Annotated in this window: 29 protein-coding genes; 8 read left to right on the forward strand and 21 right to left on the reverse strand. The window is 67.2% G+C overall.

Annotated features, from left to right (window positions below; genetic code table 11):
* Positions 1 to 9 precede the first annotated feature (9 nt).
* On the reverse strand, positions 10 to 975 hold the full coding sequence (locus U5809_RS24845) for a LysR family transcriptional regulator (RefSeq protein WP_322088461.1): 966 nt from the start codon (positions 973 to 975) through the stop codon (positions 10 to 12).
* Between the two features lie 215 nt (positions 976 to 1,190).
* Between U5809_RS24845 and U5809_RS24850 the strand changes: the two genes are divergently transcribed.
* The 5 genes from U5809_RS24850 to U5809_RS24870 all read left to right on the forward strand — a co-directional run bounded on the left by U5809_RS24850 (position 1,191) and on the right by U5809_RS24870 (position 4,043).
* Positions 1,191 to 1,655: a RidA family protein gene (locus U5809_RS24850; RefSeq protein ID WP_322088462.1), complete on the forward strand. Its 465-nt coding sequence runs from the start codon at positions 1,191 to 1,193 to the stop codon at positions 1,653 to 1,655.
* 274 nt (positions 1,656 to 1,929) lie between these two features.
* Complete coding sequence (locus U5809_RS24855) at positions 1,930 to 2,349, forward strand: organic hydroperoxide resistance protein (RefSeq protein WP_322083086.1); 420 nt, start codon at positions 1,930 to 1,932, stop codon at positions 2,347 to 2,349.
* Between the two features lie 66 nt (positions 2,350 to 2,415).
* The gene (locus U5809_RS24860; RefSeq protein ID WP_322088463.1) at positions 2,416 to 2,754 is read left to right on the forward strand and encodes a DUF4148 domain-containing protein; all 339 of its coding nucleotides are present in this window, start codon (positions 2,416 to 2,418) and stop codon (positions 2,752 to 2,754) included.
* A 74-nt stretch (positions 2,755 to 2,828) separates the two neighbouring features.
* Positions 2,829 to 3,158 carry a DUF4148 domain-containing protein gene (locus U5809_RS24865; protein WP_322088464.1) on the forward strand — a complete coding sequence of 110 codons (330 nt, stop codon included), beginning with the start codon at positions 2,829 to 2,831 and terminating at the stop codon, positions 3,156 to 3,158.
* Positions 3,159 to 3,326: 168 nt separating this feature from the next.
* Positions 3,327 to 4,043 (forward strand): GNAT family N-acetyltransferase, encoded by a 717-nt coding sequence (locus tag U5809_RS24870; protein ID WP_322088493.1) that lies wholly within the window; start codon positions 3,327 to 3,329, stop codon positions 4,041 to 4,043.
* A gap of 48 nt (positions 4,044 to 4,091) precedes the next feature.
* On the opposite strand, the gene U5809_RS24875 is transcribed toward U5809_RS24870, so the two are convergent.
* The 6 genes from U5809_RS24875 to U5809_RS24900 all read right to left on the reverse strand — a co-directional run bounded on the left by U5809_RS24875 (position 4,092) and on the right by U5809_RS24900 (position 8,948).
* Positions 4,092 to 4,547, reverse strand: coding sequence for a MarR family transcriptional regulator (locus U5809_RS24875; RefSeq protein WP_322088465.1), 456 nt, complete (start codon positions 4,545 to 4,547; stop codon positions 4,092 to 4,094).
* Between the two features lie 102 nt (positions 4,548 to 4,649).
* Entirely contained in the window at positions 4,650 to 4,778 is a 129-nt protein-coding gene (locus U5809_RS24880) for a hypothetical protein (RefSeq protein ID WP_282505006.1), read from the reverse strand.
* Positions 4,775 to 5,146, reverse strand: a complete 372-nt coding sequence (locus tag U5809_RS24885; protein ID WP_322088466.1) for a GFA family protein — start codon at positions 5,144 to 5,146, stop codon at positions 4,775 to 4,777. Before U5809_RS24885 ends, U5809_RS24880 begins: the two co-directional genes overlap by 4 nt.
* Positions 5,147 to 5,263: 117 nt before the next feature.
* Positions 5,264 to 6,364, reverse strand: coding sequence for a nitronate monooxygenase (locus U5809_RS24890; protein WP_322088467.1), 1,101 nt, complete (start codon positions 6,362 to 6,364; stop codon positions 5,264 to 5,266).
* 214 nt (positions 6,365 to 6,578) lie between these two features.
* Positions 6,579 to 7,835, reverse strand: coding sequence for an MFS transporter (locus tag U5809_RS24895; RefSeq protein WP_322088494.1), 1,257 nt, complete (start codon positions 7,833 to 7,835; stop codon positions 6,579 to 6,581).
* A 186-nt stretch (positions 7,836 to 8,021) separates the two neighbouring features.
* Positions 8,022 to 8,948 (reverse strand): LysR family transcriptional regulator, encoded by a 927-nt coding sequence (locus U5809_RS24900; protein WP_322088468.1) that lies wholly within the window; start codon positions 8,946 to 8,948, stop codon positions 8,022 to 8,024.
* A 212-nt stretch (positions 8,949 to 9,160) separates the two neighbouring features.
* Here U5809_RS24900 and U5809_RS24905 point away from each other — a divergent pair, with 212 nt between their 5' ends.
* Both U5809_RS24905 and U5809_RS24910 read left to right on the forward strand, forming a co-directional pair.
* Positions 9,161 to 9,799, forward strand: a complete 639-nt coding sequence (locus tag U5809_RS24905) for a 5-formyltetrahydrofolate cyclo-ligase (protein ID WP_322088469.1) — start codon at positions 9,161 to 9,163, stop codon at positions 9,797 to 9,799.
* Positions 9,800 to 10,540: 741 nt separating this feature from the next.
* Positions 10,541 to 12,004: an MFS transporter gene (locus U5809_RS24910; RefSeq protein ID WP_322088470.1), complete on the forward strand. Its 1,464-nt coding sequence runs from the start codon at positions 10,541 to 10,543 to the stop codon at positions 12,002 to 12,004.
* A gap of 60 nt (positions 12,005 to 12,064) precedes the next feature.
* Here the strand turns inward: U5809_RS24910 and U5809_RS24915 are convergent, their stop codons facing one another.
* From U5809_RS24915 to U5809_RS24935, 5 genes are all read right to left on the reverse strand, one after another.
* A complete protein-coding gene (locus tag U5809_RS24915; protein WP_322088471.1) occupies positions 12,065 to 12,958 on the reverse strand; it encodes a LysR family transcriptional regulator in 894 nt (297 codons plus the stop codon).
* 96 nt (positions 12,959 to 13,054) lie between these two features.
* A complete protein-coding gene (locus U5809_RS24920; RefSeq protein WP_322088472.1) occupies positions 13,055 to 13,882 on the reverse strand; it encodes an alpha/beta hydrolase in 828 nt (275 codons plus the stop codon).
* A 213-nt stretch (positions 13,883 to 14,095) separates the two neighbouring features.
* The gene (locus U5809_RS24925; RefSeq protein WP_282504997.1) at positions 14,096 to 14,479 is read right to left on the reverse strand and encodes a VOC family protein; all 384 of its coding nucleotides are present in this window, start codon (positions 14,477 to 14,479) and stop codon (positions 14,096 to 14,098) included.
* 18 nt (positions 14,480 to 14,497) lie between these two features.
* Complete coding sequence (locus tag U5809_RS24930) at positions 14,498 to 15,460, reverse strand: hydroxymethylglutaryl-CoA lyase (RefSeq protein WP_322088473.1); 963 nt, start codon at positions 15,458 to 15,460, stop codon at positions 14,498 to 14,500.
* 22 nt (positions 15,461 to 15,482) lie between these two features.
* Complete coding sequence (locus U5809_RS24935; RefSeq protein ID WP_322088474.1) at positions 15,483 to 16,673, reverse strand: CaiB/BaiF CoA-transferase family protein; 1,191 nt, start codon at positions 16,671 to 16,673, stop codon at positions 15,483 to 15,485.
* A gap of 260 nt (positions 16,674 to 16,933) precedes the next feature.
* Here U5809_RS24935 and U5809_RS24940 point away from each other — a divergent pair, with 260 nt between their 5' ends.
* Positions 16,934 to 17,899, forward strand: a complete 966-nt coding sequence (locus tag U5809_RS24940; protein WP_322088475.1) for a D-2-hydroxyacid dehydrogenase — start codon at positions 16,934 to 16,936, stop codon at positions 17,897 to 17,899.
* Positions 17,900 to 18,100: 201 nt separating this feature from the next.
* Here U5809_RS24940 and U5809_RS24945 read toward each other — a convergent pair whose 3' ends face one another.
* From U5809_RS24945 to U5809_RS24985, 9 genes are all read right to left on the reverse strand, one after another.
* Positions 18,101 to 18,313, reverse strand: coding sequence for a hypothetical protein (locus U5809_RS24945; RefSeq protein WP_047900698.1), 213 nt, complete (start codon positions 18,311 to 18,313; stop codon positions 18,101 to 18,103).
* Positions 18,314 to 18,529: 216 nt separating this feature from the next.
* Positions 18,530 to 18,967 carry a hypothetical protein gene (locus tag U5809_RS24950; RefSeq protein WP_322088476.1) on the reverse strand — a complete coding sequence of 146 codons (438 nt, stop codon included), beginning with the start codon at positions 18,965 to 18,967 and terminating at the stop codon, positions 18,530 to 18,532.
* 114 nt (positions 18,968 to 19,081) lie between these two features.
* Complete coding sequence (locus tag U5809_RS24955; RefSeq protein WP_322088477.1) at positions 19,082 to 20,005, reverse strand: ABC transporter permease; 924 nt, start codon at positions 20,003 to 20,005, stop codon at positions 19,082 to 19,084.
* Entirely contained in the window at positions 20,005 to 20,874 is an 870-nt protein-coding gene (locus U5809_RS24960; RefSeq protein ID WP_322088478.1) for a sugar ABC transporter permease, read from the reverse strand. Before U5809_RS24960 ends, U5809_RS24955 begins: the two co-directional genes overlap by 1 nt.
* On the reverse strand, positions 20,871 to 21,950 hold the full coding sequence (locus tag U5809_RS24965) for an ABC transporter ATP-binding protein (RefSeq protein WP_322088479.1): 1,080 nt from the start codon (positions 21,948 to 21,950) through the stop codon (positions 20,871 to 20,873). Before U5809_RS24965 ends, U5809_RS24960 begins: the two co-directional genes overlap by 4 nt.
* 49 nt (positions 21,951 to 21,999) lie before the next feature.
* On the reverse strand, positions 22,000 to 23,166 hold the full coding sequence (locus U5809_RS24970; protein ID WP_322088480.1) for an ABC transporter substrate-binding protein: 1,167 nt from the start codon (positions 23,164 to 23,166) through the stop codon (positions 22,000 to 22,002).
* Positions 23,167 to 23,450: 284 nt separating this feature from the next.
* Positions 23,451 to 23,624 carry a hypothetical protein gene (locus U5809_RS24975; protein ID WP_322088481.1) on the reverse strand — a complete coding sequence of 58 codons (174 nt, stop codon included), beginning with the start codon at positions 23,622 to 23,624 and terminating at the stop codon, positions 23,451 to 23,453.
* Between the two features lie 137 nt (positions 23,625 to 23,761).
* Positions 23,762 to 24,355, reverse strand: coding sequence for an RBBP9/YdeN family alpha/beta hydrolase (locus U5809_RS24980; RefSeq protein ID WP_322088482.1), 594 nt, complete (start codon positions 24,353 to 24,355; stop codon positions 23,762 to 23,764).
* Between the two features lie 17 nt (positions 24,356 to 24,372).
* Complete coding sequence (locus U5809_RS24985) at positions 24,373 to 25,701, reverse strand: MFS transporter (protein WP_322088483.1); 1,329 nt, start codon at positions 25,699 to 25,701, stop codon at positions 24,373 to 24,375.
* Positions 25,702 to 25,759: the final 58 nt, after the last annotated feature.

Raw genomic sequence — 25,759 nt, forward strand, 5'->3', positions numbered from 1 at the left:
CGAGCCGGCCTAGCGCGGTACGGCAGCTCGCCTGGCGCGTGGTTTGCCCGCCTGCCTGGCGGGCGCACGCGCCAGTTGCTCGACGAGAAAATCGACGAACACACGCACGCGCGACGACAGATAGCGCGCATGCGGGTACAGCAGCATGAACGGCCGCGACCGGCCGCCGAGACCGGGCAGCACTTCCACCAGCGTGCCGGCGCGCAGGTCCTGTTCGACGATGAAACGGTAGGTCTGGAACAGCCCCGCCCCGCTGCGTGCGAGCGTCACGCCGGCCAGGACGTCGCCCGATGTGCCGTAGCTGCCGGTGGTCGCGACGTCGAGTTCGTCCGATCCGTCGTCGAACAGCCACGGAACCGGCCGCCCGCTGCTCGGCAGTTCGAACTGGATGCATTCGTGTGCATGCAGATCGTCGATCGCGGTCGGCGTGCCCGCCCGCTTCAGGTAGCCGGGTGTCGCGACGATCACGAGTTCGGCATCTTCCAGCTTGCGCGCGACCAGGTTCGAATCGGCCGGCGCGCGGCCGCGGATCGCGAGATCGAAGCCTTCCTCTGCGAAGTCGATGTTGCGGTTGCTCAGGTGGGTTTCGACGCGCACGTCCGGATACTGCGCGCGGAACGCGGGCAACAGCGGCAGCACGCGATAGTGCCCGTACGGCGTCGGCATGCTGATCCGCAGCACGCCGGCGGGCGTCGCCTGCTGGCCGGTCGCTTCGCGCTCCGCGTCGACGAGTTGCGACAGCGCATCGCGGCATTGCTCGAAATAGCGCCGGCCGGAGTCGGTCAGGCGAATCTGCCGCGTCGTGCGTACGAACAGCCGCACGCCGAGACGCTCTTCGAGCCGCGCGACCGACCGGCTGACCGCGGCCGGCGTGACGCTCGCCGCGGTGGCCGCCAGCGTGAAGCTGCCGAGTTCGGCCGCGAGGCAGAACAGCTCGATGCTGCCCAGCAGCAGGTCGTCGAATTTACGTTGCATGGGGCGAATCCTGCCGGCTCCGGCATGTGGCGCGCGATGGAGCAACGAGTGTGCATGAATATCGCGCGGGAAACCAGCCAGCGCCGCGCGCGCGATTCGTTACACGGCGTCCCGAATCAATTGCGCAGCTGACATTTACCGGCTTCGGGCCGCATGACTACAGTGACTGACAGGCAATATCGATCGCCCGAACCCTTTTCCACCAGGAGCACGACATGACCATCGAACGGAAACTGGCCGAACTCGGCCTTGCGTTACCCGAACCGCCGACTCCGCTCGGCAGCTATACGGCCGTCAGCGAAGCCGGCAACCTGCTGTTCGTGTCGGGCCAGCTGCCGCTCGTCGACGGCAAGGTCGCCTACACCGGCCGCGTCGGCGAGCAGTTGAATGTCGACGAAGGCAAGCTCGCGGCCCGGCTGGCGGCGCTGAACGTGCTTGCGCAGATCGGCAAACATCTGGGCGGGTTCGGCCGGTTGCGCAAGATCGTGCGAGTGGAAGGGCACGTCAGCTCGGCCGACGGCTTTTTCGGGCAGCCGGCCGTGATCGACGGTGCATCCGACCTGTTCGCCGCCGTGCTCGGCGAGAAGGCCGGACACGCGCGTTCGGCCTTCTCCCAGCGCCAGTTGCCGGCCGATGCGGCCGTGATCCTCGTCGTGATCGCCGAGATCGACGCAGCATGATGGAGCGGCCGCCCTGCAGGGCGGTCATCCCGTCTCGCGGGCGTTTTCGTGTGCCCTGCCCGGAATCCGGCACGTTCATCGATCCGTTCGATATCAGGGGGCGATCACTCGAAATCCTTATCCAGAAAGGCTCGACACGTTCCAGATACATTGAAATACAAAATATCGCATGCGATTTAATCGAATGCGCTTGACGTGAGTGGTCGACGCGGCCAAACTGCATCGCATGCGATCGAATCGCATCTGAAACAAACCTCAACTGACGGAGTAAATGATGAGCAAGATCGAAAAAGTGCTGTACACGGGCAAGACGCATACGACTTCCGGCGGCCGCGACGGCGCGGCGCGCAGTTCCGACGGCCGCCTCGACATCCAGCTGTCGTCGCCGGGCAGCGCCGGCACCGGCACCAACCCGGAACAACTGTTCGCAGCTGGCTGGTCGGCCTGCTTCATCGGTGCGATGCAGCTTGCGGCGCGTGCCGCGAAGGTCACGCTGCCGGCCGATCTCGCGGTCGACGCCGAAGTGGATCTCGGCACCGGCGGCAACGCGTACTTCCTGCAGGCCCGGCTGAACGTGAGCGTGCCGGGGCTCGATCGCGACGTCGCGCAACAGATCGTCGATGCCGCGCACCAGACCTGCCCGTACTCGAAAGCGACGCGCGGCAACATCGACGTCGATATCCGTATCGCCTGAACGTTGTATCGGGCGGCTGAACGCCGCCCGTCCGAATTCCCGGTTCCTTTTCTATCGAGGTGAATGATGAAAACCCAATTGATCGCTGCCCTGCTCGTCGCTGTTTCCGCTTCCGCTGCTGCACCGGCATTCGCCGACCAGGCCGTCGTGTCCCGCGCACAGGTGCGTGCCGAACTCGTCCAGCTCGAACAAGCCGGCTATCGCCCGGGCCGTGCAAACGACCCGCATTACCCGGACGACCTGCAGGCCGCATTGACGCGCATTCACGCGAACGATGCGGTGGCGGCCGATTCGTCCGCATCGTCCGCTTCGTCCGGTTATGGCCGCGACGCCGAGGCCACGACGCAGTCAGGCAACCGGCCTGCGACGCGCATCGCCGAACGCTCGATCTACTTCGGCCATTGAATGAAACCGCGAGCGGCGCCGATGGCCGGCGTGCGGTGCGCAACTTCTGAAACCCTGTTTCCCTGTCGAGGTAAATGATGAAGACCCAACTGATTGCAGCCCTCCTCGTTGCCGTGTCGGCTTCCGTCGCCACCCCGGTGTTCGCCGGCGAAAGCAGCGTCACGCGCGCGCAGGTGCGGGCGGAACTGGCTGCGTTGCAGCAGGCCGGCTACCTGCCGAACCGCCCCAACGATCCGAACTATCCGGACAATATCCAGGCGGCGCTGAGCCGGATTCACGACAGTGGCGCCGTCGAGGCCGATACGCAGGCAGCCGGCTACGGCAGCGACGCCGGCAGCGCGACGCAATCCGGCAGCCGCAACGTGGTTCGCACGGCCGAGCGCTCGATTTATTTCGGTCATTGAGCGTCGCGCGACGAAAACAGTCGCCAACCCCAGTCATATAAAGCGCATGCGATGTAATCGCGTGCGCTTTTGTTATTGAGGGTAACGGAATCCGGATCGACAGTGCGATCTGCGCGACCGAACCGGTCTATGCTGTGCGGCACCCCACCATCAATCGAGGAGCACCCGATGCGGGATGCTACGACCGGTACCACGACAGGCGATACGCACGTGCTCGACCGGGTTGTCTGGAACGCCCTCACGGGCAAGCAGCGCCGCTTTGCAATCGGCAATGACCGCGCGTGGCGGTTTCCGGCGGCCATTGCGCCATTCGCCGCGATCGCCGACACGAGCGCGTCTTCGTTCGACGCGCTGCGCGAACTGGTCGCCGCGCACGGGCCAACGGCCCTTGTCACGCCGAACGAGATCGAGCCGCCTGCGGGATTGCCGGTCATCCGGCGCGCGACATTGCTGCAAATGGTCTGGCAAGGCACGCCTGATCCGGCGTATGAGTCGGAGCATGTCACGCTCGGTGAAGCCGATGTGCCCGACATGCTCGCGTTGACTACCTCGGCGCAGCCGGGCCCGTTCGGCGCGCGCACGTTCGAGCTCGGCCGCTATATCGGCGTGCACAGCGAAGGCCGGCTGGCCGCGATGGCTGGCGAGCGGATGCGGCTCGACGGGTATACGGAGATCAGCGCCGTGTGCGTGGATGCCGCATTCCGGCGGCAAGGTCTCGCGGCGCGCCTGATCCGGTCGTTGATCGCGTCGATCGGCGCACGCTCGGAAACGCCTTTCCTGCACGTCCTCACGACGAACCAGGTGGCGATCGAGCGCTACGTCGCGCTCGGTTTCGTCGTGCGTCGCGAGATGCGCCTGCTGGTGCTGGGCGACGCGCACGCATGACGAAGCGGCCGACGCGTGGCACGCGCCGGCCGCTGATGGTTCATCTGATTACGCTTCGGTCGAACGGATCAGGTTGCCGCGCAGCGTGACGATCGCCTTCTGCACCTTCGCGAATTCGTCCGGCTTCAACCCGGTGGCTTCGACCAGATTCATGTCGAGCCCCTTCTCGCGCACGCGGCGGCCGCTCTTCGTCAGGCTGACGAGCACCTGGCGTTCGTCGGACGGATCGCGGTGCCGCTCCAGGTAGCCCATCGCTTCGAGCTTCTTCAGGATCGGCGTCAGCGTATTGGATTCGAGGAACAGCTTCTCGCCGAGCTGGCCGACGGTCTGGTTGTCCTGCTCCCACAGCGCGATGATCGTGATGTACTGCGTGTACGTCAGGCCGAGCTCGTCGAGGATCGGCTTGTAAGCCTTGCCGAACGCGAGGTTCGCCGAGTAGATCGCAAAACACAGGAATTCGGACAGCTTCGGCGCGGCAGGCGATGGGGCTTCGGGCGGTTTCATGGGCTTCCTCCAGCGACGTGAACGGTCGCAGACGATCGCATTATATATCGCATGCGATCTTATCGGAAGCATGATAATCGTTCTCGATGAACCGATGTGACCTCAGCCCTGCCGGCGGCGCTTGCCGGTTGGCTGACGGCTGACCGACAGCAGCGAGCATTGCACCGGATGCGCGATTTCGGTCGCGAGCCCGCCTGCGGCAAACAGCAGGATCATCAGCCAGCGTTTCATGCGTCCTCCACGACCGACAGGCTCGCGCCGTCGGCGATCGTCGCGTCGAGCGCATACGGGTCGACGCCATCGAGGCAGCCGAGATTGACGCGCCAGCATGCCGGGTCTTTCCGCGTCTGATGGAACGGATAGACGCCGCACCGGCTGCAGAAATAGTGACGGGCCGTGCGCGTGTTGAAGCGGTAACACGTCAGCGCGCCCTCGCCTTCGACGATGTTCAGGTTGGCGGCCGCGAACATCAGGCTCATCAGCGCGCCGCGGCGGCGGCACAGGCTGCAGTTGCAGCGAACGGCCGGCGTAATGGCCGCCCGGACTTCGAACTTGACGGCCCCGCAATGGCAGGATCCCTTGAACCACGTTGCAGACATGATGGACTCCGGAAGAGGTCATGCCTGCTTTATAGCGAACCCGCGCACGGCGTATGTATCGCGCTGTATCCGCGTTTCTGTCAGATACAGAACGTTGCAAATCTGCGGCTCGCGCGATCAGTCGAGTGCGTACTGCAGCCGCTCGATCGCCGCGCGCGTTTCGCGTTCGAGCGTCGCGAACAGCTCGGCGGCCGGCACCGCGCGTGCCAGCGGCGCCGCCTGTCCGGCCCACTGCGCGCCGTAGCCGAATTCGCCCTTCGCCTTCGCGGCCGCGTGCAGCGCCTTGCCCGCGTCGTAGGCGATCGGATACGCGGGCGTGGCCGGCGCGTCCGGGGTGTCGCCGAGCGCGGTCAGCCGGTTCGCGATGCCGCGCGCGATCCGGCCCGAGATCGCTGATGTAAACGTCGTGCGTCGAGCGGCGTCGCCAAGAATCGCGCGACGATAGCCGTCGTCGATCGACGTCTCCGGGCACGCGACGAACGCCGTGCCGAGCTGCGCGGCCTGCGCGCCGAGCGCGAGTGCGGCGGCAATGCCCTCGCCGTCCATGATGCCGCCGGCGGCGATCACGGGCAGCGCGCATTCGCGCACGATCAGGCGCGTCAGTGCGAACGTGCCGAGCCGATCGTCGTGCGCGGTCGAATCGAACAGGCCGCGATGCCCGCCGGCTTCGATGCCCTGCGCGACGATCGCGTCGATGCCGGCGGCAGCGATCTGCCGTGCCTCGTCGAGATTCGTCGCGGCCGCGAACAGCGTGATGCCCGCACGCTTCAGCGCGGCGATTACGTCAGCGTCAGGCAGCCCGAAATGGAAGCTGACGACGGCAGGTTTCTCCTCGACGAGCATCGCCTGCATCGCGTCGTCCGCGATAAAGCTCGTATAGATCTCCGACAGCGATGCGGGTGGCGTCGCGCCGTATTCGCGGAACACCGGCGCGAGCCAGTCGAGCCACGCGCGTTCGACGGCCGCATCGGCGTGGGCCGGACTGTGGCAGAACACGTTGATGTTGAACGGCCGGTCGGTGAGCGCGCGCGTGTCGCGGATCATCTTGCGCGCGCCGTCGGCGTTCGTCGCGCCGACGCCGAGCGAGCCGAGCCCGCCCGCGTTCGACACGGCGGCGGCCAGCGCCGGCGTGCTGACGCCGGCCATCGGCGCCTGGACGATCGGTGCGCGGATACCGAGGGTGCGCAGCAGCGTCCGGTTGTGGGTCGGTTGATTCATGTTGCTTGTCTCCTGCGATATCCGTGATCGAAAGGCGCCGGCCGCATGCGGACCGAAGCGCGTGGGTCAGCGCTCGGACCGGCACGCGCGAATCGTGCTGCGCGCGCAGCCGGCCATGAGAAATAGATGGGCGACCGTGTGGCGCTACCTGCGTCCCGGCGCGGCACCAGCAACTGCGCCATCGTACGCCAGACGTCGATCCGCGGGCCGACCGCTAGCGGCCGCGTGCCCAGTGAGCGAGCCCGGCGCAAGCGGCCAGCAGCGCGCCCGTCACGAAGAACACCGAATGCAGGCCGAACGCGACGCCGATCTGCCCGCCGATAACGGGGCCGATCACCTGCCCGCTGAATTGCGCAGACTGCAGGTAGCCGAGCATCTGCCCCGTCGAACGCTCGTCGACCGATTGCCGCACGAGCTTGCCGATAGACGGCAGCAGCCCCGCGAGCGTCATGCCCATCAGTCCGCGCAGTGCGGCAAGCTGCCACCAGTGCGTGACGAACGCTTGCGGCACCATCGCAAGCGCGGTCAGCAGCAGGCAGGCTATGATCACGGTCCAGCTGCCGATCCGGTCGGCCAGCGCGCCGAGCCGCGCGGCGGTCAGCATGCTACCGAGCGCCGAACACGCCATCACGACGCCGGCGATCCGCGCGAGGTGGTCGCCGGTGACGCCGAGGCCGCCGATATAGACCGTGATGATCGGCTCGATCGACATGTTCGCGAGCAGCACCATCATCGCCGTCACCAGCAAGGCGGCGACCGCCGCGCGATTCGTCCGGTGCGTCGAGACCGTGGCCGTGCCGGCGGTGTGTGCTTGCGCGTCGGTGCCCGCGTGGAAGTCTTCCTTCACGACGAAGATCGTCAGCAGCGCGGCGACGGCGATCATCGCGCCACCGGCGAAGAACGTGCCGCGAATGCCGACCCAGCCTGGCAGCAATCCGCCGACGAGCGGGCCGACCAGATTGCCCGCTAGTGCGCCGGTCGACAGAATGCCGAGCGCCCAGCCCGCGCGCTCGCGCGGCGCCTGCGTGCCGACCATCACGGTCGACGCCGACGCGTAGCCGCCGACGAGCCCCGCGATCAGCCGCAGCGCGACAAGTTCGACTACGTTGTGCGCGACGCCGATCAGCGACATCACGATCGCCATCCCGATCGCCGCGCGCACGAGCATCGGCTTGCGGCCGAAGCGGTCCGCGAGGCGCCCCCACAGCGGGGCGGTGACGGCCGTGCCGAGAAACGTCGCACCGAATGCGATGCCCGACCACTGGATGACGGCTGACTGGGAATCGACGCCGAGCTGCCGCACGTACAGTGGCAGGAAAGGCAGCAGCATGCTCAGGCTGACGAGCGTCGTGAACGACCCGAACACGCACACGGCAAGATTGCGCCGCCAGTAGCGCGCGTTCCGTTCGGCATAGCTCGCGGCGGGCCCCTCGGCGCGCGTGGTGGCCGGTGCGTGGGCGGTCGTGCTCATCGCGTCCGCCGTGCCGGGCGACGCGTTGACTGCGCGCCCATGCGGTTGATCCAGAAGTGCCCGATTCATGTCGACCTCCATTCGCTGGACGGGTGCCGTGCACGTCCGTCGGTTGAAGAAAGTCTAGATTGAGTCGAGTACCGGTAGAATCCTCGTCTCGCGAAAGCCATTCTTCCGCATCTCGGTTCAATCGCCGTCGGTGATGGCCGCCAGCCGCGAGAAATGCTCGCGCAGGCGCGGCGCCGCGAAATCGACAAACGCGCGTACCTTGGGGACGGACAGTCGTCCGTAAGGCGTAACGAGATGGATGGGCAGCGGCGCATGCTCGCTGTCGCGCAGCACGATCCGCAGCGTGCCGTCGCGCACGTGTTCGGCGACGTGATAAGAAAAGAGCCGCGTGACGCCGTGGCCAGCGACGGCGGACGCGACCGCGCCGCGGATCGTGTTGATGATGAAGCGCGGGGCGAACTGGACGACCTGCGGCAGTGCCGACGGCCCCGGCGGTGGAAAGCTCCACGAGTCGAGCCCGAAGTGCGTCATCGAGATGATCCGGTGCTGCGTGAGATCGGCCGGTGCGTCGATCGCCGGATGCTTCGCGAGATAGTCGGGCGATGCAACGACGACCCGCCGCACGGAACCGACCGGAATCGCGACGAGCGTCGAATCCGACAGGTGCGCGATGCGCAGTGCGACGTCCATCCCTTCGTCGACCAGGCTGACGGGACGGTCGAGCAGTTGCAGGCGGATCGACACGGCTGGATGCCGTTCGATGAATGCGTCGAGCAACGCGCGCAGCACGTCCTCGCCCGCGGCGACCGGAGCGGTGACCGTCAGCATGCCGCGCGGTGCGGCGCGTTCGTCGGCGACCAGCATGTCGGCTTCTTCCAGATCCGACAGGATGCGGCGGCACGCGGCCGCGTAGCGTTCGCCGGCCTCGCTCAGTCGGATCGTCCGGGTGGTGCGGTACAGCAGCGCGGTGCCGGTGTGTTCCTCGAGAAACGCGATCGCGCGGCTGACTGCCGCCGGCGAGCGGCCAAGCCGCCGGCCCGCGCCCGCGAGGCTGCCCTCGTCCAGCGTGGCGACGAACACCTTCATCGCATCGATTCGATCCATGGCGTGTGTGTGGGCGGCGGGCAAGCGAGCGTGCAGTCTACCGCACGCGGCCAGGCCGCCTGACAGCGGGGATGCCGCACTTGTCGTTTTGGCCCTACAATGCGCGAACGAAGAAACCGCACGAACGGCCGTCAGGGCACCGCGTTCATCGAACGCCAGGTCCGACATTCAAGCGGTTCAGCTGAATAACCAACAACACAAGTACAGCACACATGAAAAGAAGAACATTCCTCGCGCTGCCCGCCGTGGCGGCGTCCGGCATGCTTGCCGGCTGCACCAACGCCGATATCGGCCCGATCACCAATCGCATGATGAAGGACCCGGAATACCGGGAAACGCTGTCGGCATTCCTGATCAGCGCCGACGGGAAAACACTCGTCGTGATCGGCAAGCAGTACCACTACATCTTCGATGTGCCGCCGGCCCTTGCCGTCAACCTCACGGCACCCTATCGTCCGAAGCTCGACACCGATTTCGACGATTTCGAGACGCATGGCGACAAGATCTCCGGGCGTTACGTGTTGCAGCTTTCGAGCGAGGACGCACCGCCCGGCTCCGAACTGCGGGCGCGCGCGCTCGCCGACGGTTTCAAGGACGAGCGCTACAAGCTGACCGAGCGCGGCACGATCAGCGGCAAGCGCTACCAGCCGAACGACGTCACGCCGTCGTCTATTCCGCAGGCGTTCAATCATCCTTACAACGTCAAGGTCATCGAGCGGCCGTCGCTGCTCGGCCAGGGCGCGAAGCTCGCGCTGTCGCCGCTTACGATGGCGGCCGATGGCGCAGTGGGCCTGCTCGGCGTGGCGCTGTTCCCGATCGCGCTCACGGCCTTCATCATCGTCGCGCATTGAGACCGGAATCCACGATGAAATCCCCTGCCCGAAACTTGTTCCGGATCGGCTGCGTAGCTACCTGCCTCGCGTTCGCGCAACATGCCTCGGCCGAAAGCGACTGGGACGCCGCGCTCCGGAGCTGAAATGATGCGTGTCGCCGGTACGGCGCGGTGACACGCGGCGTACCGGCGCGCACAACGACATCGCCGCCTCGGACTTCGTACCGGACAGCGTGCGCTTCTGTCGGCAGCGGCAGATCCAGGCGCAGCAGCATCGCCTCGAGCGCGCGATTCGTAGCGGCGGATGCAGCACTTTGCGCCGGCGTGCGGGAACCCCCTGCGCGTGTTTCACGGGTCGGCTTTCGTGCCGGCCGATCGAGCATGACCGTGTCGCTGCCGACGGCTGTTGCGCCGACGGCCACGCGACAGGTCTCATGGTTTTCCCGGTCCGTCAGGTTGCGAGGTGACGCACCGCTTTCGGTACACCACCGCGTGCGACGCAGGCTGCAACGGCCTGCCGCGCGAATCCGGGCTGCCGCGCGCTCCTACCCTTTCTGCCCGGGAAAGGACGCTTGAAACATCCGCAATTATCACGCGCAGCCGATTTGCCCACCATGTGTCGGACGATCGGCGCAGCGTGCACATCCGGCCCTTTCCCGGGCCCTGCAATGGCTGCCGCCGTGTCGTGTGGCCGGACGCATCACGCCGGCCGAAAACGGCCGGGCCGCGCGCCACGGCATATCGACAATCAGGAGACACGATGAACAGCCAATCCCTCGATCTCGGCGGCAACGCGGGCGGACCTGCGTCCGCCCGACTGCCGGCCGCTTCTTCCGGCGTCGGCGCCGACGCGGCGGCCCTCCCCGCCCGTCGCATCACACTTGGCGATTTCATGGACGACCTGCCGGTCGGTGCATTGCACCGGTTCGTCGTCTGGGTGATCGGCATCGGGCTGTTCTTCGACATGTACGAGATCTTCCTCGTCAGCACGATCGGCTCCGCGTTGCAGAACGAATACGGGCTGAGCCGGCAAAGCGCCGATTTCAAGCTGCTGCTGGCGTCCGCGTTCATCGGCATGTTCGTCGGCGCGATGTGCCTCGGCAGCCTCGCCGACCGCATCGGCCGGCGCAAGGCGTTCCTGCTGACGCTCGTGTGGTACAGCGCGTTCTCGCTGGTGGGCGCATTTTCGGTGAACGCCGACATGCTCGTTGCCTGCCGCTTCCTGACGGGCATCGGCGTCGGCGCGATCTATCCCGTCGCCGACAGTTTCCTGTCCGAAATCCTGCCGAAGGACAAGCGCGGGCGGCTTGCCGCATGGGCCTACACGACTTCGTATGTCGCGGTGCCGCTCGTCGGCTTTCTCGCGCTGTGGCTGAATCCGCTGCATGTGGCTGGCGTGGCCGGCTGGCGCATCATCCTCGCGATCGGCAGCCTCGGCGCCGTGTACGTGCTGCTCGTCCAGCACCGGCTGCCGGAGAGCCCGCGCTGGCTGCTCGCGCAGGGCCGCACGGCCGACGCGCACGCGGCGCTGCGGCGTTTCGCGGAAAGCGCCGGCGTGCGCATGCCCGAGCAGTTCGCGGAGCCGGTCGAGCCGCAGCGGCCGCTCGGTCTCGGCGAGCGCATCGCGCTGTTGCGTCGCGAACCGTACGGCGCACGCTACGTGATGCTCGCGATCTTTCACCTGTTCCAGGGCTTCGGCTACTACGGGTTCGGCACGCTGGCCGGCACGGTCGTGAAGAGCCGTGGCTTCGACGTGACGGACAGCACGCTGTTCATCGCGCTGTCGTTCATCGGTTATCCAGTCGGGTCGCTGCTGTCGATTCCGCTACTCAACTGGATCGAACGCCGCACGCTCGTGATCGTGTCGATCCTGTCGATCGCCGTATTCGGGCTGTGCTTCGCGTATTCGGGCAATACCGTGCTGATCGTCGGCTTCGGGTTCCTCACGACCTGCGCGTCGAACGTGTTCAGTAATGCGTATCACGTATACCAGGCAGAGATCTTCCCGGCACGCGTGCGCTCGACGGCGATCGGCAGCACCTATGCGCTGTCGCGGATCGTCAGCGGTGCGCTGCCGTTCGTGCTGCTGCCGGTGCTCGCCAGCTACGGCGCGGGCGCGATGTTCGGCGTGATCTCCGTCGCACTCGGCATCGTCGCGGTGACGCTGCGCGTGCTCGGGCCGCTGACCACGCGGCGCAGCCAGGATGAGATCAATCCGGTGTAATGCGGCGATCAGCACGGGGTGGCGCGCAAGCGTGCCCCGTGCATCGCGGTTTCATCGCACTCAGCGTGCCGACATGAAATCGAACAGCTTCGCGATATCGGTGGTCAGCACGCCACCCGCCTTCACGCCGACCCACAGCGAGCGTGTCGCCCACGCATCGTCGAGTTTCACGATACCGAGCCGTGCCGCACGCTCGCCCGTCACCGCATCGCGCGGCAGCACGCCGATGCCGAGCCCCGCTTCGATCATCCGGCTCACGCCGTCGAAATTCGATACCTGGATCCGCAGCTTCAGCGAGCGCTCGGCCGCGAATGCGGCGTCGGTCATGCGCGCGAGCAGCGAACTGCCGTCGCTCAGGCCGACGTAGTCCTCGTCGAGCGTATCCGCGAAGCGGATGCTGTCGCGCGACGCGAACCGGTGCGTGCGCGGCACGAGCAGCACGAGTTCGTCGCGCCGGTACAGCCGCCGCTCGATGCCGGGGGCCGGCACGTTGTCGGCGAATACGCCGAGATCGGCCTTGCCCGATGCGAGCGCGTCGACGATCTCGTGGCTCAGCCGCTCCTCCAGGCTCACCTTGATACCCGGGTTGTCGGTGAGGAACGCGGCGAGGTCGGCGGGCAGGAACTGGACGATCGCGGACGTGTTGGTCCACACGTGGATGTGGCCGCGCACGCCGGCGACGTAGTCGCTCATCTCGTGCGCCATCCGGTTGACCTGCTCGATCACTTTCGTCGCGTGATCGAGCAGCGCACGGCCGGCGGGCGTCAGCTCGACGCCGCGCGCATGCCGAACGAACAGTGCGCTGCTGGTCACGCTTTCGAGTTCGGCAATCCGCTTGCTGACCGCGGAAAGCGTGAGCTGGCCGTGTTCGGCCGCCTTCGTCAGGCTGCCGTGCTCGGCGACGAGCGCGAACACGCGCAACGACTGCAGATCGAAATGAAGCGGGTTCACCATGTCGTGGGTCCTGGGAGGGCCGCGCGGCGCACGCCATATTGCACCGGCCTGACGCCGATCATACGCGCGGCCGGACCCGTGCGATACGGCGTGCGGCTAGCGCGATGCGACGGCGTGCAACGCGGCGAGCATCGCACCGTCGGGCCGCGCGAGATCGTCGAGCACCGCGAAGTGCTTCATGCCGGGCAGCCACGTCCGTGCAATCCGTTCGCCAGCCGCGTCGCACGCCGTCGCGTATTCGTCTGCCTGCCGGATGAGTTCGGACAGTTCGGCGTCGCCGACCGCCACAACGGTCGGCGCACCGGGCCCGACATGATGCAACGGGCTGAATGCGTCGATCTCGCGCGCGGTGAGCTGCAGCTTGTCGTTCAGGCAGCACAGCGAGATCGGTTCGAGATCGACGAGCGGGCTGATCGCGAGCGCCGACACGACGGCCGGATGCGCGCGATGCATGGCCGTCAGGTGGCCGCCCGCCGAGTGGCCGCTCAGGTGGATCGGCCGCTGCGCGGTGCCGAGGCCGTCGGGGTCGCGGGCGAGATGATCGAGCAGCATGCCGATCTCGGCGACGATCTCGGTCATCGTCGCGATCGGCGCGAGCGTGTATTCGGCCAGGATGACGTCGAAGCCGCGCGCGAGCGGCCCGCTCGCCGCATACGCGAAATCCTCTTTCGTGCAGTGCTGCCAGTAGCCGCCGTGGATGAACACGAACAGCGGCGCATCGGGTTGCCCGCACGACAGCCAGTCGAAGCGTTGCGCGGGTTGCGCGCCGTAACGCAGGTTGCGGCGGCCGGGCGTCGCGTCGTACAGCGCGACGCTACGCGCCTGGCACGACGCGAGCAGCGCCGGGAAATCGGCAACAGCCTTCGTGTTCAGGTAGGCGGCGTCGAGCGCCGCGCGGTCCATGCCGCGATAGAGGATCGTCATTCGGGAGCGCCTGGGTCGGGTTGCGGATGCGCGGGACAGCTTCGCCGTGCGCGTTGCGAAGGCGTCGGCCGGGCCGACGCCGTTGCACCATTATCCGCAGCGTGGCCGCGCCCTGCTATCCGGAATCGGCGGGCGCGGCGTTCGCCTGTCCGCTTTCGGCGAAGGACTGCGAACGCCGTGTACTGATGGGCGCGCCGCCTGTCGTCGCCCGAGTCAGATCAGCTCGGAGATCTCGATCAGGTTCAGGTCGGGATCGCGCACGTAGACCGAGCGGATCTTCTGCGTCGCGCCCGTGCGTTCGACGGGCCCTTCGACGATCGGCCATTCCACGCGCTGCAGGTGCGCAATCACGTCGTCGAGCGGCACCGATGCGATGAAGCACAGGTCGAGCGCGCCGGGCACTGGCACATGCGCTTTCGGCTCGAACTCGGCGCCGCGCACGTGCAGGTTGATCTTCTGGTTGCCGAAGCGGAACGCGAGCCGGCCGGCGCCGAACGTTTCGAGCTGCATCTGCAGCACCTCGGTGTAGAAATGTTTCGTCTTGTCCGGATCGACGCAGGTCAGTACGAGATGGTCGAGGTGGTCAATCAACGCCATGGATGTCGCTCCTGTTGTTCATGAAAACGCGCGTTGCGCGGGCATGTCGCCGGCATCGGCGTGCGGTGGCGGATGCAGGTCCGAGCGGCGCCCGGCCTTCAGGATCTGGCTCGGCACATCGTGCCCGATCAGCGCGGGCAACCGTGCCGACGCCGCGAGCACGGCCGCGAGGTCGATGCCCGTATCGTAGCCGTCGAGTTCGAGCATGTGCACGAGTTCCTCGGTGCACGCGTTGCCGGTCGCCCCCGGCGCATACGGGCAGCCGCCGAGCCCGCCGAGCGATGCGTCGAAGCGGTCGATGCCGGCGTCGAGCGCGGCAAGCGTGTTGGCCAGCGCCATCCCGCGCGTGTTGTGGAAATGCAGCGTGAGCTGCAGCGCGCGGAAGCGCTCGCGCGCGCGTTCGGCCACATCGCGCACCTGCGACGGAAAGGCCATGCCCGTCGTGTCGCACAGCGTGAAGCCGTGCACGCCGAGATCGGCGAAGCGCTGCATCCAGGCGAGCACCGTTTCGGCCGGTACGTCGCCTTCCATCGGGCACCCCATCGCGGTCGACAGCGATACGTTGATCGCGACCTGCGAGCCGCGTACGGCGTCGATCACGTCGCGCAACTGCGCGAACGACTGCTCGCGCGTCATCCGCAGGTTCGCGCGGTTGTGGCTTTCGCTCATCGACATCACGAGGTTCACTTCGTCGACGCCGCACGATAGCGCGCGCTCGGCGCCGCGCACGTTCGGCACGAGCACCGTATAGACGACGCCCGGTGCGCGCACGATGCCGTGCATCACGGCCTCCGCGTCGCGCAACGCGGGGATCGCCTTCGGCGACGTGAACGACGTGACCTCGATCTTCGCGTAGCCGCATGCGCTCAGCGCATCGACCAGCGCGATCTTGTCGTCGGTGTCGACGAAGGCCGCTTCGTTCTGGAAACCGTCGCGCGTCGCGACCTCGTGGATATAGAGCCGTTTGCGTTGCCCGTTCATGTTGTTGTCTCCTGGGTCGGATTCAGATCACGCCGCGCGTGCGCCAGTCGCCGCGCGTCGCGGCATCGATGCCGAGCGACGCGAGTACCGCGTCGGTATCCGCGCCGAGCGCGGGCGCCGGGCGGTCGATGCGCCCCGGTGTGGCGTCGAGTTTCGGCACGATGCCCGGCACGAGCACGGGCGTGCCGTCGGGCAGCGCCGCGTCGACGATCATGTCGCGTGCGCGGTAATGCGGGTCGGCCGCGATGTCGGCCACGTCGTAGATGCGCCCGGACGGGATGCGCGCGTCGTTCAGCGCGGCGAGCACAGCGTCGAGATCGTGGCGCGCGCTCCACTCGCCGATCGCCGCGTCGATTCGCTCGACCTGCGCGACGCGCCCGTCGTTGCGCGCGAGCGCGGGATCGTTGCCGAGATCGGGCCGGCCGATCAACTCCATCAGGCGCCGGAAGATACTGTCGCCGTTGCCGGCGATCAGCGCGTACTTGCCGTCGCGGCAGCGGTACGCGTTGGTCGGCGCGATGCCGGGCAGGCTGCTGCCGGCCGGCTCGCGCACCGCGCCGAACGCCGCGTATTCGGGCAGCAGGCTTTCCATCAGGTTGAATACCGATTCGTACAGCGCGACGTCGACGACCTGCCCCTTGCCGCCCTGCTGTTCGCGATGCCGCAGCGCGAGCAGCACGCCGATCACGCCATGCAGCGCCGACAACGAATCGCCGAGCGAGATGCCGACGCGCACCGGCGTGCGGCCGGGCTCGCCGGTCAGGTGCCGCAGGCCGCCCATCGCCTCGGCGATCACGCCGAAGCCGGGGCGGTCGCGATACGGGCCCGTCTGACCGAAGCCCGACACGCGCAGCATCACGAGCCCCGGGTTGATCGCGGACAGCGCGTCCCAGCCGAGCCCCCAGCCTTCGAGCGTGCCGGGCCGGAAATTCTCGATCAGCACGTCGGTCTCGGCGACGAGGCGGCGCACGACGTCCTGCCCTTCGGGCGTGCGCAGGTCGAGCGTGAGCGAGGTCTTGTTGCGCGACTGTGCGGCCCACCAGACCGACGTGCCGTCGTGCAGCAGTCGCCATTTGCGCAGCGGATCGCCGACGCCGGGCGGCTCGACCTTGATCACGTCCGCGCCGAATTCGGCGAGCATCCGGCCCGCGAACGGTCCGGCGATCAGTTGGCCGAGTTCCAGCACGCGAATGCCGTCGAGAGGTCGTGTCATGGCTGTCTCCGATGAAATCGTGGGATCGATGACGGCGATCATGACGGCGTTCGCGCGCAGCGAAAATCGATCGATGCTCAACCAGCCTTTCCGAAACGGAAAGGCGCGCGTCCGCACGCACGTCGCGACGGCTGTCGTGCAGCGCGCTGGCCTTTCCATTCGGGAAAGCGCGCTCGCGCAACGGTCAAACGACGGCGCGCGCGCCAACGGCAGAATCGAAGCCGTTCCGCGCCACCGGGCGCCTGTCAGCGAGACCCGCCATGTTTTCTGTTTCCTCTCCCGCGAAGATCGTGTTTCTCGACCGCGCGACGCTGTCGCCGCAGACCGTGCTGAAGCCGTTCCCGTTTCCGCACGTGATGCAGACGTTCGACCGGACGGCCACGCACGAGATCGCCGCGCGCATCGGCGACGCGGACATCGTCGTGACCAACAAGGTGCGGCTCGACGCGGCGGCGCTGGCCGATGCCAGGCAACTGCGGATGATCGCGATCGCCGCGACCGGCACGGACATCGTCGATCTCGATGCGTGTGCGGCGCGCGCCATCGTCGTGAGCAATATTCGCGGCTATGCGGTCCGCACGGTGCCGGAACACACGTTCGCGCTGATCTTCGCACTGCGCCGCAGTCTCGTTGCCTATCGCGACGCGGTGCGCGCGGGACGCTGGCTCGACAGCGGACAGTTCTGCTTCTTCGATCACCCGATCCGCGACCTGGCCGGCTCGACGCTCGGGATCGTCGGCGACGGCGTGCTCGGTCGCGCGGTGGCCGGCATCGCCCGTGCGCTCGACATGCGCGTCCTGTTCGCGGCGCACGGCGATGCCACGGGTGGCGACCATGTGCCGCTCGACACGCTGCTGCGCGACAGCGACGTGATCACGCTGCACTGTCCGCTTACGCCCGCGACGCGGCACCTGATCGATGCGGACGCGTTCGCGCGCATGGCGCGCCGGCCGCTGCTGATCAATACCGCGCGCGGCGGGCTCGTGGACGAAAGCGCGCTCGTCGACGCAGTGCAATCGGGGCAGATCGCGGGCGCGGGGTTCGACGTGGTCACGCAAGAGCCGTTGCCGTCCGCGCATCCGTTCCACGCGATCCTGTCGCATCCGGCGTTCATCCTGACGCCGCATGTCGCGTGGGCGAGCGACGAGGCGATGCAGGCGCTCGCCGATCAGCTGGTCGACAACGTTGCGGCGTTCGTCGGCGGCGAGCCGCGGCATGTCGTGTAGCGCCGCGCGCAAAAAACAGAACGGCCCCGCTCGATTGCTCGAAGCGGGGCCGGCTGAATTCGGGGGCTGCTTACGCCAGCGACTCGGCACGTAACGGGTTCGTGCATCGGCCCTGTCTCGCGACCGGTTTCCGAATACCTGATGAGCGCTACTTCAGGGAATTCAGACCGACGATGACGTGGGGCAACGCCGAAACGACGCTCAGTATGCGGACATCTCGACGCAAGGATCGACCTTGGACGGCGAGCAGATGACCGAGTACTTGGCGCTCTCGCGCATCAGCGCTTCGCCTTCGTGCAGCGCGATCTTGATCTCGGGGTGACGCTCGTACGCGAGGAATGCCGAGCACATCACGGCGGACATCACGACGAGGGAAAACACAAATTTTTCAAGGGTTTGGAAACGTTCAGGCATGGTTCGACCTTTCTCTTAGGCCGTGATTATATCTCGAAATAAGGGTTTTCCCTATAAGTCAGCCCGCATACCGAGGATGCATTCAATCGAGATCGGGCCAGATGCTCGCGCCCTTTTTTGGCGCGAACCGCGAGCGGGTGCCGCCCGCCAGGACGAGGTCGCGTACCGGGAGAAGGGAAAGAAGACTGGCCGCCGGCGCGTCAGTGCGTCAGTGCGTCACTGCGGCGTCGACGCGCCGCTTGCTGCATTGCCCGGCCACGCCTTGCCGATGTGGTCGATCAGCGATTTCGCGGTGCCTGTCACGAGCGCCGCATCGACGCCCGACGTCTGCCACGAGCCGTCGGCGGCCTTCACGAAGGTCAGGTTCGCGCGCGACGGCGAGTAATCGGCATTGCGCCATGTGACGACGACATCGCACGAGTACGTGCGATCGCCGAGCTTCTTGCAGTCGCCGTCGGGCTTGGCCGACACGACATCGGCCGAGACCGGCAGCGGCTGGCCGAACAGCGCATTCAGGCCGCCGTGGTTTTCCGCCTCGAGCGCGCGGCGCACGGCCGCGTCGACGTCGCCCGATCCGGGGCCGTCGTGGAGCAGGTTGCAGGCAGCCAGCAGCGTCGAGGCGCCGGCGAGTGTCAGCAGCGTGTGAAACTTCATGGATATCCGTCGATCGGGGGAACGCCGCGTAGTCTGCAACGTCCGCGCGCCGGGCGCGGTATCCATTTGTAACCAATTGCACGGATGCCCGGCACGACCGTGCGACGCCCTCGCCTACTGGCGCTCCTGCTTCACGCGGCTGACCAGCTGCGTCGGGCTCACGAACTGCAGCGCGATCACGACCCATACGAGCGTGATGGCCATGTAGATCATCGCCATCGCGTCGATCGACTGCGGCGCGCGCACGCCGGTCGAGAACACCGCGTAATACAGCGCGACGACGAGCGTCTGCGTGCTCGGCCCCGCGGTGAAGAACGTCAGCTCGAACATCCCGATCGTGCGCACCAGCACGAGCAGCCCGGCCGCGAGCATGCCGGGCACCAGCAGCGGCAGCAGCACGTAGCGGAAATAGCGCCACGTGTTCGCGCCGAAGATGCGCGCGGCGGCTTCGAGGTTCGGGTCGATCTGCTCGATGAACGGCGTCATCACGAGGATCACGAACGGCAGCGCCGGCACGAGGTTCGCGAGGATCACGCCGGGCAGCGTGCCGGCGAGCCCGACCTTGTACATCACGGTCGCCATCGGAATCCCGTACGTGACGGGCGGCACCATCAGCGGCAGCAGGAACACCAGCAGCGCGAAGCGCTTGCCGCGGAACTGCACGCGCGCGAGCGCATACGCGGCCGGCACGCCGAGCGCGATCGACAGCAGCACGACCGCGCCGACGACCTCGACGGTCACCCACAGCACGCTCGCGAGCTGGAAGTCCTCCCACGCCTTCGCGTACCAGTGCAGCGTGAAGCCTTGCGGCAGCGGCGTGCCGAACCAGCGCGTCGCGACCGAGTTCACCGCGACGGTCGCGATCAGCAGCAGCACGTTCAGCAGGAAGAACGCCATCAGCCCCCAGACGAGCGCCTTCCACGCACGACCGGCGAGGTTGCCTTTCATCCGGTGCGGTTTCCCAGCGTCGACGGGCCGTGTGTCAGGTGCGTCGGGTTTCGGCGGCCACGCGCGAGCGGCATGATTGTCGGTCGCCATCAGCCCTTGCCTCCCGTCACCGCGCCCGTATAGAAGAAGCGGCGCGCGCCGAGCATCGACGCGACCACCAGCAACTGGACGAAGCCCATCACGATCGCGATCGCCGACGCGAGCGAATAGTCGTAGCTCTCGAACGCGGCTTCGGCCGCCGCGATCGAGATCACGCGCGTCGGCCCGGCCGGCGCGCCGAGCAGCACGGCCGACGGGAACACCGAGAACGCCTGCACGAACGACAGGCACGCGGCCATCGTGAGCCCCGGCACGAGCAGCGGCAGGTAGATCTGCCGGAACTGCTGCCACGGGTTCGCGCCGAGCGTGGCCGCTGCGCGCGCGAGCGTCGGGTCGATGCCGCTGATGTACGACAGCATCAGCAGGAAGGCGAACGGAAAGCCCGACACGATAAGCGACAGCAGCACGCCCCAGTAGTTGTGCGTGAGGCGCACTTCGTCGGTGTACAGGTGCAGCCCCTGCAGCGCCTGCGGGAACCAGCCGTTCGGCCCGAAATACGTGAGCATCCCGTCGGCGACGAGCACCGTGCCGAGCGTGACGGGAATCACGAGCAGCGTCGTGACGAACTTCTGGTACGGCGAATGGCGGCGCAGTGCAAACGCGACGGGCACCGCGATGCCGACGTTGAGCAGCGTCGCCGGCACCGCGAGCTTCAGCGTGACGAGCACGGTCGGCCACATCGCGGTATCGGTGAAGAACTGCACGTAGTTCGCGAGCGCGCCGCCGCCGTTCATCGGCTGGAACGACAGCACGAGACCGTACGCGAACGGATAGATGAACAGCGCGGCGATGAACGCGAGCGCGGGTGTGACGAGCCACGCCTTCGCGTCGCGCGGCGTGCCGGACGCGAGCGTGCTCATGTCGGCTCCGCTGCGTAGACGAGCGTACGGGCAGGCGCGATGCGCAGCCGCAACCGCTCGCCTTCCGCGAATTCGCCGGCGACGCGCGCCCAGATCGCGCCGAACGGCGTGACCGCACGGATCAGCGAGTCGCGGCCGCCGTATTCGACCGTTTCGACGGTCGCGTCGAACGCATTGTCGCCGCTTTCGTCGGCGCGCTCGATGTCGTCGGGGCGCAGTGCGACCACGACATCCTTCGCGTCGAAGCCGGCCATCGGTACGCCCGTGAGCCGTACGCCGCCGGCGGCGACCCGGACGTGATCGCCGGCCATTCCTTCGAGCGCGAACGGCAACACGTTGCGGTAGCCCATGAAGCGCGCGACGTGCAGGTTGTGCGGGCGCGTATAGACGTCTTTCGGCGACGCGACCTGCTGCACGACGCCCTCCTTCATCACGACGATGCGGTCGGCCATCGACAACGCTTCGTCCTGGTCGTGCGTCACGTAGATCGTCGCGCGTTCGAGCTGCGTGTGGATGCGGCGGATCTCGGCGCGCATCTCGATGCGCAGCTTCGTGTCGAGGTTCGACAGCGGTTCGTCCATCAGCACGAGCGGCGGCTCGATCACGATCGCGCGCGCAATCGCGACGCGCTGCTGCTGCCCGCCCGACAGTTGTCCCGGCAGCTTGCCCTCGTGGCCGACGAGCTGCACGAGTTCGAGCGCCTGGTGCGCGCGCCGCCGCGCTTCCTGCTTAGGCATGCCGCGCATCTTGAGGCCGAAGCCGACGTTGTCGAGCACCGACATGTGCGGAAACAGCGCGTAGTTCTGGAACACCATCCCGAAGCCACGCCGCTCGGGCGGCAGCACGTCGATGCGCGTGTCGTCGAGCCAGATGCCACCGCTCGTCAGCGGCTGGAGCCCCGCGATGCAGTTCAGCGCGGTGGACTTGCCACAGCCCGACGGGCCGAGCAGCGCGATGAATTCGCCGCGCCGGATCTCGAGATCGAGCCCGTTCAGCGCGGCGACCTGCGCGCCTTGCGCATTGGTGAAACTGCGACACACGCCGTCGAGCCGCAACCGTTCGAAACTGTGCTTCATTGCGCGAACTCCATCGACGCGGGCGCCGTGGCGCCCGCCGGTTCAGGCGTCACTTCGACTTCTGCGAACCGATCTCGCGATCCCATTTCTGGAACGCGGCAACCATCGCCTGCGCACTGAGCGGCTGCACGTGCGGGCGCTCGGCGAGCAGCTTCGCGTACTCGGGGCGGCCGAACTTGCGCACGACTTCCTGGCTGTGCGCGGGGGCCATCTCGAGCGTCACGCCCTTGACCGCCGGGCCCGGATAGAAGTAGCCGTCGTCGTACGTCATGGCCTGCTGCGCCGGTTCGAGCAGGAAGTTCATCAGCTTGAACAGCACGTCGAGCTTTTCCTTCGGCACACCCTTCGGGATCACCATGTAGTGCGCGTCGTTGACCCACGTCATGTTGTCGAACGCCTGGATCCTGAACTCGGCCGGCACGATGCCGAGCGCGCGCGGGTTGAGGTCCCAGCCCGTGACGGTCACGGTCATGTCGCGCGTACCTTCGCCGAGCTCCTTCATCACCGCCGACGTGCCGCCCGGGTAGTACGGCACGCAGTCGTTCAATGCCTTCAGGAACGCCCAGGTCTTGTCCCAGCCGTTGATCGGATCCTGCGGATTCTTGTCGCCGAGCACGTACGGCAGCCCCATCAGGAACGTGCGGCCGGGGCCCGAGTTCGCCGGGCGCGCATAGATCAGCTTGTTCGGGTGCGCCTTGCACCAGGCGAGCAGTTGATCGGGCGTCTTCGGCGGGTCGCTGACCTTCGCCGGGTTGTATTCGAGCAGCGGGCCGGCCGGCATGTAGGTGACTTCGAGGCCGAAGCCTTGCGCGAGATCCTGCATCTTGCGCGGGCCGGGTGCGTATCTGTCGAGCACGCCGGGGAACGCGGCCGCGTCGTCGGGCAGGAGCTTGCGCCACAGGTTCTGTTCGATGCCGGCGGCGAGTGCGTCGGTGCCCGTCAGCACGAGGTCGATGTCGGAGCGCCCCGCCGCCTGCATCGCCTTGATCTTGCCCGGCAGCTGCGGCGCCGGCGCATTCGTGAACGTGACGTTCGACACGAGGGTCGGGTTCTTGTCCCGGAACGCCTCGATGGCCTTCTGCGTGAGCTGCAGGTTACCTGCGACGTCGACGATATTCAGTGACACGGGAGCCGCGACGGCCGCCGCGGCAGACAGCGTGAAACCCAGTGCGAGTGCGATCCGGCGGACACGGCGAGCGATCGTGGTGGTGTTCATGTCTCCTCACTTCGGTCGGTGGATGGGACCTTTCTTTTCAGGAAATCATGACGGCGTTATACGATGTCGGTCAACAAAAACCCGAGCAGCCCGGGGCGGGACTTTCCCTGACAAACACCTTCCGGTGGATGGTAATTCGGTTACCGGACAAGATAGGCCTGAGATCGCGACTGGACATCCTGTCGTCTTGCGACGTCATATCTCCATGGGGCCAATCCTGGCGAAGCGGATTCAACGGGCCTCCCAGTGGCTCGGCGCCGTCAGCGTTGGGCCGGTCCGCTCGATCAGCGGCCCTTCAGAGCGATCAACACATCGCGGTGTTCGGAAATGACTTTTCGCGCCGCGCGTAGCACGTCGCTCTTCGCGGCTTCGGACGAAGCCTTGACCTCGTTGGTGAGACGCACGATCGGGCGGGGTTTCAACTCAACGCCGTACAGCAGCTCTCGTTTGGTATCCATGACAGCATTCCGCCCCAAAAAAAAGACAGCGATCGGCCGACTATCCGTCAATCGGATGTAGCGGTCGCGTCGCTGTCATTCATGGCGTCCGATGAATGGACGAAAACGGCCCAAGGCCGGCAAACGATGCCCGAATATCAGTTCCTCATGGGTGAGTCGCCTTCACCCAGCGTCATCACCTCTTCGATCAACCGTTCCGCATCACGCCACTCGCCGAAGCCGGACGCCGGGTTCAGGTGCCCCACTTCGCCGAGATCGACAAGCTGGCTGCCCCACCCGGCCGCGAACGCCTCGGCGCGCTCGAAGCGCGCGAGCGGATCGTTCCGGCTCGCGGCGACGATGCTCGGGAACGGCAGCCGCTGCATCGGCACGGGCGTCCAGCCATGTGCGTCGATCGCGTCGGGCGACGGATAGCCGGCGGGCATCGGGCTATCGAGATCGGCGGGCGCCGCGAGCAGCGCGCCGTGAATCGCGCGCGTGGCCTGCCGCGCCCAGTGCACGGTAATCATCACGCCCGCGCTGTGCGCGACCAGGATCACCGGGCCGTCGATCTCGGCGAGTGCCGCATCGAGTGCCGCGACGCGTGCGGCGCGGCTCAGCTTGTCGGCTTCGAGCGGCGCGACGGAGCGCGCATTCGGCAAGCGCCGTTCGAGATGCGTCTGCCAGTGGTCTTCGACGTGATCGCGCAAGCCGGGCACGATCAGGATGGTGGGCGCGGTCGCCAGGGTCATGCTGCCTCCGGGAGGGTTCAGGAAAGTTGAGATGCGCGCCGTTCACGTTCGACGCGCGCGAGATCGGCCGCGTAACTTGCGCGTCCGATCGCGAACAGCACGGCGGCCGCGAGCGGCACGACGGCAATCCATTGAAGTGCGCCGACGAGGCCGGCGCGATCGGCGACCCACCCCGTCAGCAGCGGGCCCGGCGCCATGCCGAGCAGGTTGTTCGCGAGCGTGAGCGTCGCGAAAGCCGACGCGTGGATCGCGGCCGGCGTCAGGTTCGCGACCATCGCACCCGATGCGCCGGACGCGCCCGCGCCGACCAGCATGCCCGCGCAAATCAGCGCGAGCTGTAGCGGCCCCGGCGGCAGCCGGAACGCGATCGCGAGGCAGATGCCCGTCAATACGCAATAGGCGATCGCGGTCAGCCATTTGCGCGAGCCGTCGGCGCGCCCGACGCGGTCGGTGACGATCCCGCAGCCGACCATCCCGACACCCGCGATCAGCACGAAGCCGGCCGCGAGCACGGCCGCGCGGTCGGGCGCCATCGCGTAGTAGCGGTTCAGGTAGCTCGGCAGCCACGCGAACAGCGCGCCCGGCACGAACAGGTGCAGCCCGCTGCCGAGATACGCGCAGATCACCGAGCGCGATGCGAACAGCCCCGACATCAGCGCACGCATGCTGCCGCGCAGGTCGTGCGGTGCGTCGACGTCGCGACGGCACGGTTCGATGCGGCACGCGGCGAGCCGCCGCTCGGTCACCACGCAGCGATACGCGACGAGCAGCACGATGCCGAGCGCGGCCATCACGCCGAACGACCAGCGCCAGCCGAGATGTGCACCGACGAGCCCGCCGAGCGCCATCCCGAACACCGAGCCGAACGCGCCGCCTGCCATGAATGCGCCGGTCAGCGTCGCGCGCAGCCGGGCCGGAAAGATGCTGAGGATCAGCGCGACGCCGACGCTGCCGTACGCGGCCTCACCGAGCCCGACGAGGCCGCGCGCGACCAGCATTTCCGCGTAGTTGGTCGACAGCGCGCAACCGAGTGTCGCGACGCTCCACAACGCGGCCATCAGTACGATGCTGCGCACGCGCCCGAAGCAGTCGGCGAGGACCGACAGCGGAAACGTCAGCAGGCCGACCAGCAGCGCGACGACGCCGGAGAGCGAACCGAGCTGCGTGTCCGACAGCGCCCACGCGTGCTTGAGCAGCGGAAACACCGCGTTGAGCACCTGCCGCGACATGTAGTCCGACAGCAGCAGCCCGACGGTCAGTCCGAACACCAGCCACGCATACGCAGGCGCGCGCCGCTCGGTGGCCGTCAGGTCCTGCAGCGACGGCTCGACATGATGAATCAACATGCGTGTCTCCTCCGGCACCGGGGCGACAATGCGCCGGCGCGGCTTGCGCGGCCCCGCT

Source organism: Burkholderia sp. BCC1999, assembly GCF_905339975.1.
Lineage (GTDB): Bacteria > Pseudomonadota > Gammaproteobacteria > Burkholderiales > Burkholderiaceae > Burkholderia.

Coding starts and splice junctions, on each gene's coding strand:
- U5809_RS24875 (WP_322088465.1), bottom strand. CDS start 4,547: ATGAAACCGCCCGAAGCCCCATCGCCTGCCGCGCCGAAGCTGTCCGAA.
- U5809_RS24925 (WP_282504997.1), bottom strand. CDS start 14,479: ATGGCGTTGATTGACCACCTCGACCATCTCGTACTGACCTGCGTCGAT.
- U5809_RS24865 (WP_322088464.1), top strand. CDS start 2,829: ATGATGAAGACCCAACTGATTGCAGCCCTCCTCGTTGCCGTGTCGGCT.
- U5809_RS24845 (WP_322088461.1), bottom strand. CDS start 975: ATGCAACGTAAATTCGACGACCTGCTGCTGGGCAGCATCGAGCTGTTC.
- U5809_RS24950 (WP_322088476.1), bottom strand. CDS start 18,967: ATGAAGTTTCACACGCTGCTGACACTCGCCGGCGCCTCGACGCTGCTG.
- U5809_RS24970 (WP_322088480.1), bottom strand. CDS start 23,166: ATGAACACCACCACGATCGCTCGCCGTGTCCGCCGGATCGCACTCGCA.
- U5809_RS24855 (WP_322083086.1), top strand. CDS start 1,930: ATGAGCAAGATCGAAAAAGTGCTGTACACGGGCAAGACGCATACGACT.
- U5809_RS24975 (WP_322088481.1), bottom strand. CDS start 23,624: ATGGATACCAAACGAGAGCTGCTGTACGGCGTTGAGTTGAAACCCCGC.
- U5809_RS24940 (WP_322088475.1), top strand. CDS start 16,934: ATGTTTTCTGTTTCCTCTCCCGCGAAGATCGTGTTTCTCGACCGCGCG.
- U5809_RS24980 (WP_322088482.1), bottom strand. CDS start 24,355: ATGACCCTGGCGACCGCGCCCACCATCCTGATCGTGCCCGGCTTGCGC.
- U5809_RS24850 (WP_322088462.1), top strand. CDS start 1,191: ATGACCATCGAACGGAAACTGGCCGAACTCGGCCTTGCGTTACCCGAA.
- U5809_RS24955 (WP_322088477.1), bottom strand. CDS start 20,005: ATGGCGACCGACAATCATGCCGCTCGCGCGTGGCCGCCGAAACCCGAC.
- U5809_RS24910 (WP_322088470.1), top strand. CDS start 10,541: ATGAACAGCCAATCCCTCGATCTCGGCGGCAACGCGGGCGGACCTGCG.
- U5809_RS24935 (WP_322088474.1), bottom strand. CDS start 16,673: ATGACACGACCTCTCGACGGCATTCGCGTGCTGGAACTCGGCCAACTG.
- U5809_RS24930 (WP_322088473.1), bottom strand. CDS start 15,460: ATGAACGGGCAACGCAAACGGCTCTATATCCACGAGGTCGCGACGCGC.
- U5809_RS24860 (WP_322088463.1), top strand. CDS start 2,416: ATGAAAACCCAATTGATCGCTGCCCTGCTCGTCGCTGTTTCCGCTTCC.
- U5809_RS24885 (WP_322088466.1), bottom strand. CDS start 5,146: ATGTCTGCAACGTGGTTCAAGGGATCCTGCCATTGCGGGGCCGTCAAG.
- U5809_RS24945 (WP_047900698.1), bottom strand. CDS start 18,313: ATGCCTGAACGTTTCCAAACCCTTGAAAAATTTGTGTTTTCCCTCGTC.
- U5809_RS24880 (WP_282505006.1), bottom strand. CDS start 4,778: ATGAAACGCTGGCTGATGATCCTGCTGTTTGCCGCAGGCGGGCTCGCG.
- U5809_RS24900 (WP_322088468.1), bottom strand. CDS start 8,948: ATGGATCGAATCGATGCGATGAAGGTGTTCGTCGCCACGCTGGACGAG.
- U5809_RS24960 (WP_322088478.1), bottom strand. CDS start 20,874: ATGAGCACGCTCGCGTCCGGCACGCCGCGCGACGCGAAGGCGTGGCTC.
- U5809_RS24905 (WP_322088469.1), top strand. CDS start 9,161: ATGAAAAGAAGAACATTCCTCGCGCTGCCCGCCGTGGCGGCGTCCGGC.
- U5809_RS24895 (WP_322088494.1), bottom strand. CDS start 7,835: ATGAGCACGACCGCCCACGCACCGGCCACCACGCGCGCCGAGGGGCCC.
- U5809_RS24890 (WP_322088467.1), bottom strand. CDS start 6,364: ATGAATCAACCGACCCACAACCGGACGCTGCTGCGCACCCTCGGTATC.
- U5809_RS24965 (WP_322088479.1), bottom strand. CDS start 21,950: ATGAAGCACAGTTTCGAACGGTTGCGGCTCGACGGCGTGTGTCGCAGT.
- U5809_RS24985 (WP_322088483.1), bottom strand. CDS start 25,701: ATGTTGATTCATCATGTCGAGCCGTCGCTGCAGGACCTGACGGCCACC.
- U5809_RS24870 (WP_322088493.1), top strand. CDS start 3,327: ATGCGGGATGCTACGACCGGTACCACGACAGGCGATACGCACGTGCTC.
- U5809_RS24915 (WP_322088471.1), bottom strand. CDS start 12,958: ATGGTGAACCCGCTTCATTTCGATCTGCAGTCGTTGCGCGTGTTCGCG.
- U5809_RS24920 (WP_322088472.1), bottom strand. CDS start 13,882: ATGACGATCCTCTATCGCGGCATGGACCGCGCGGCGCTCGACGCCGCC.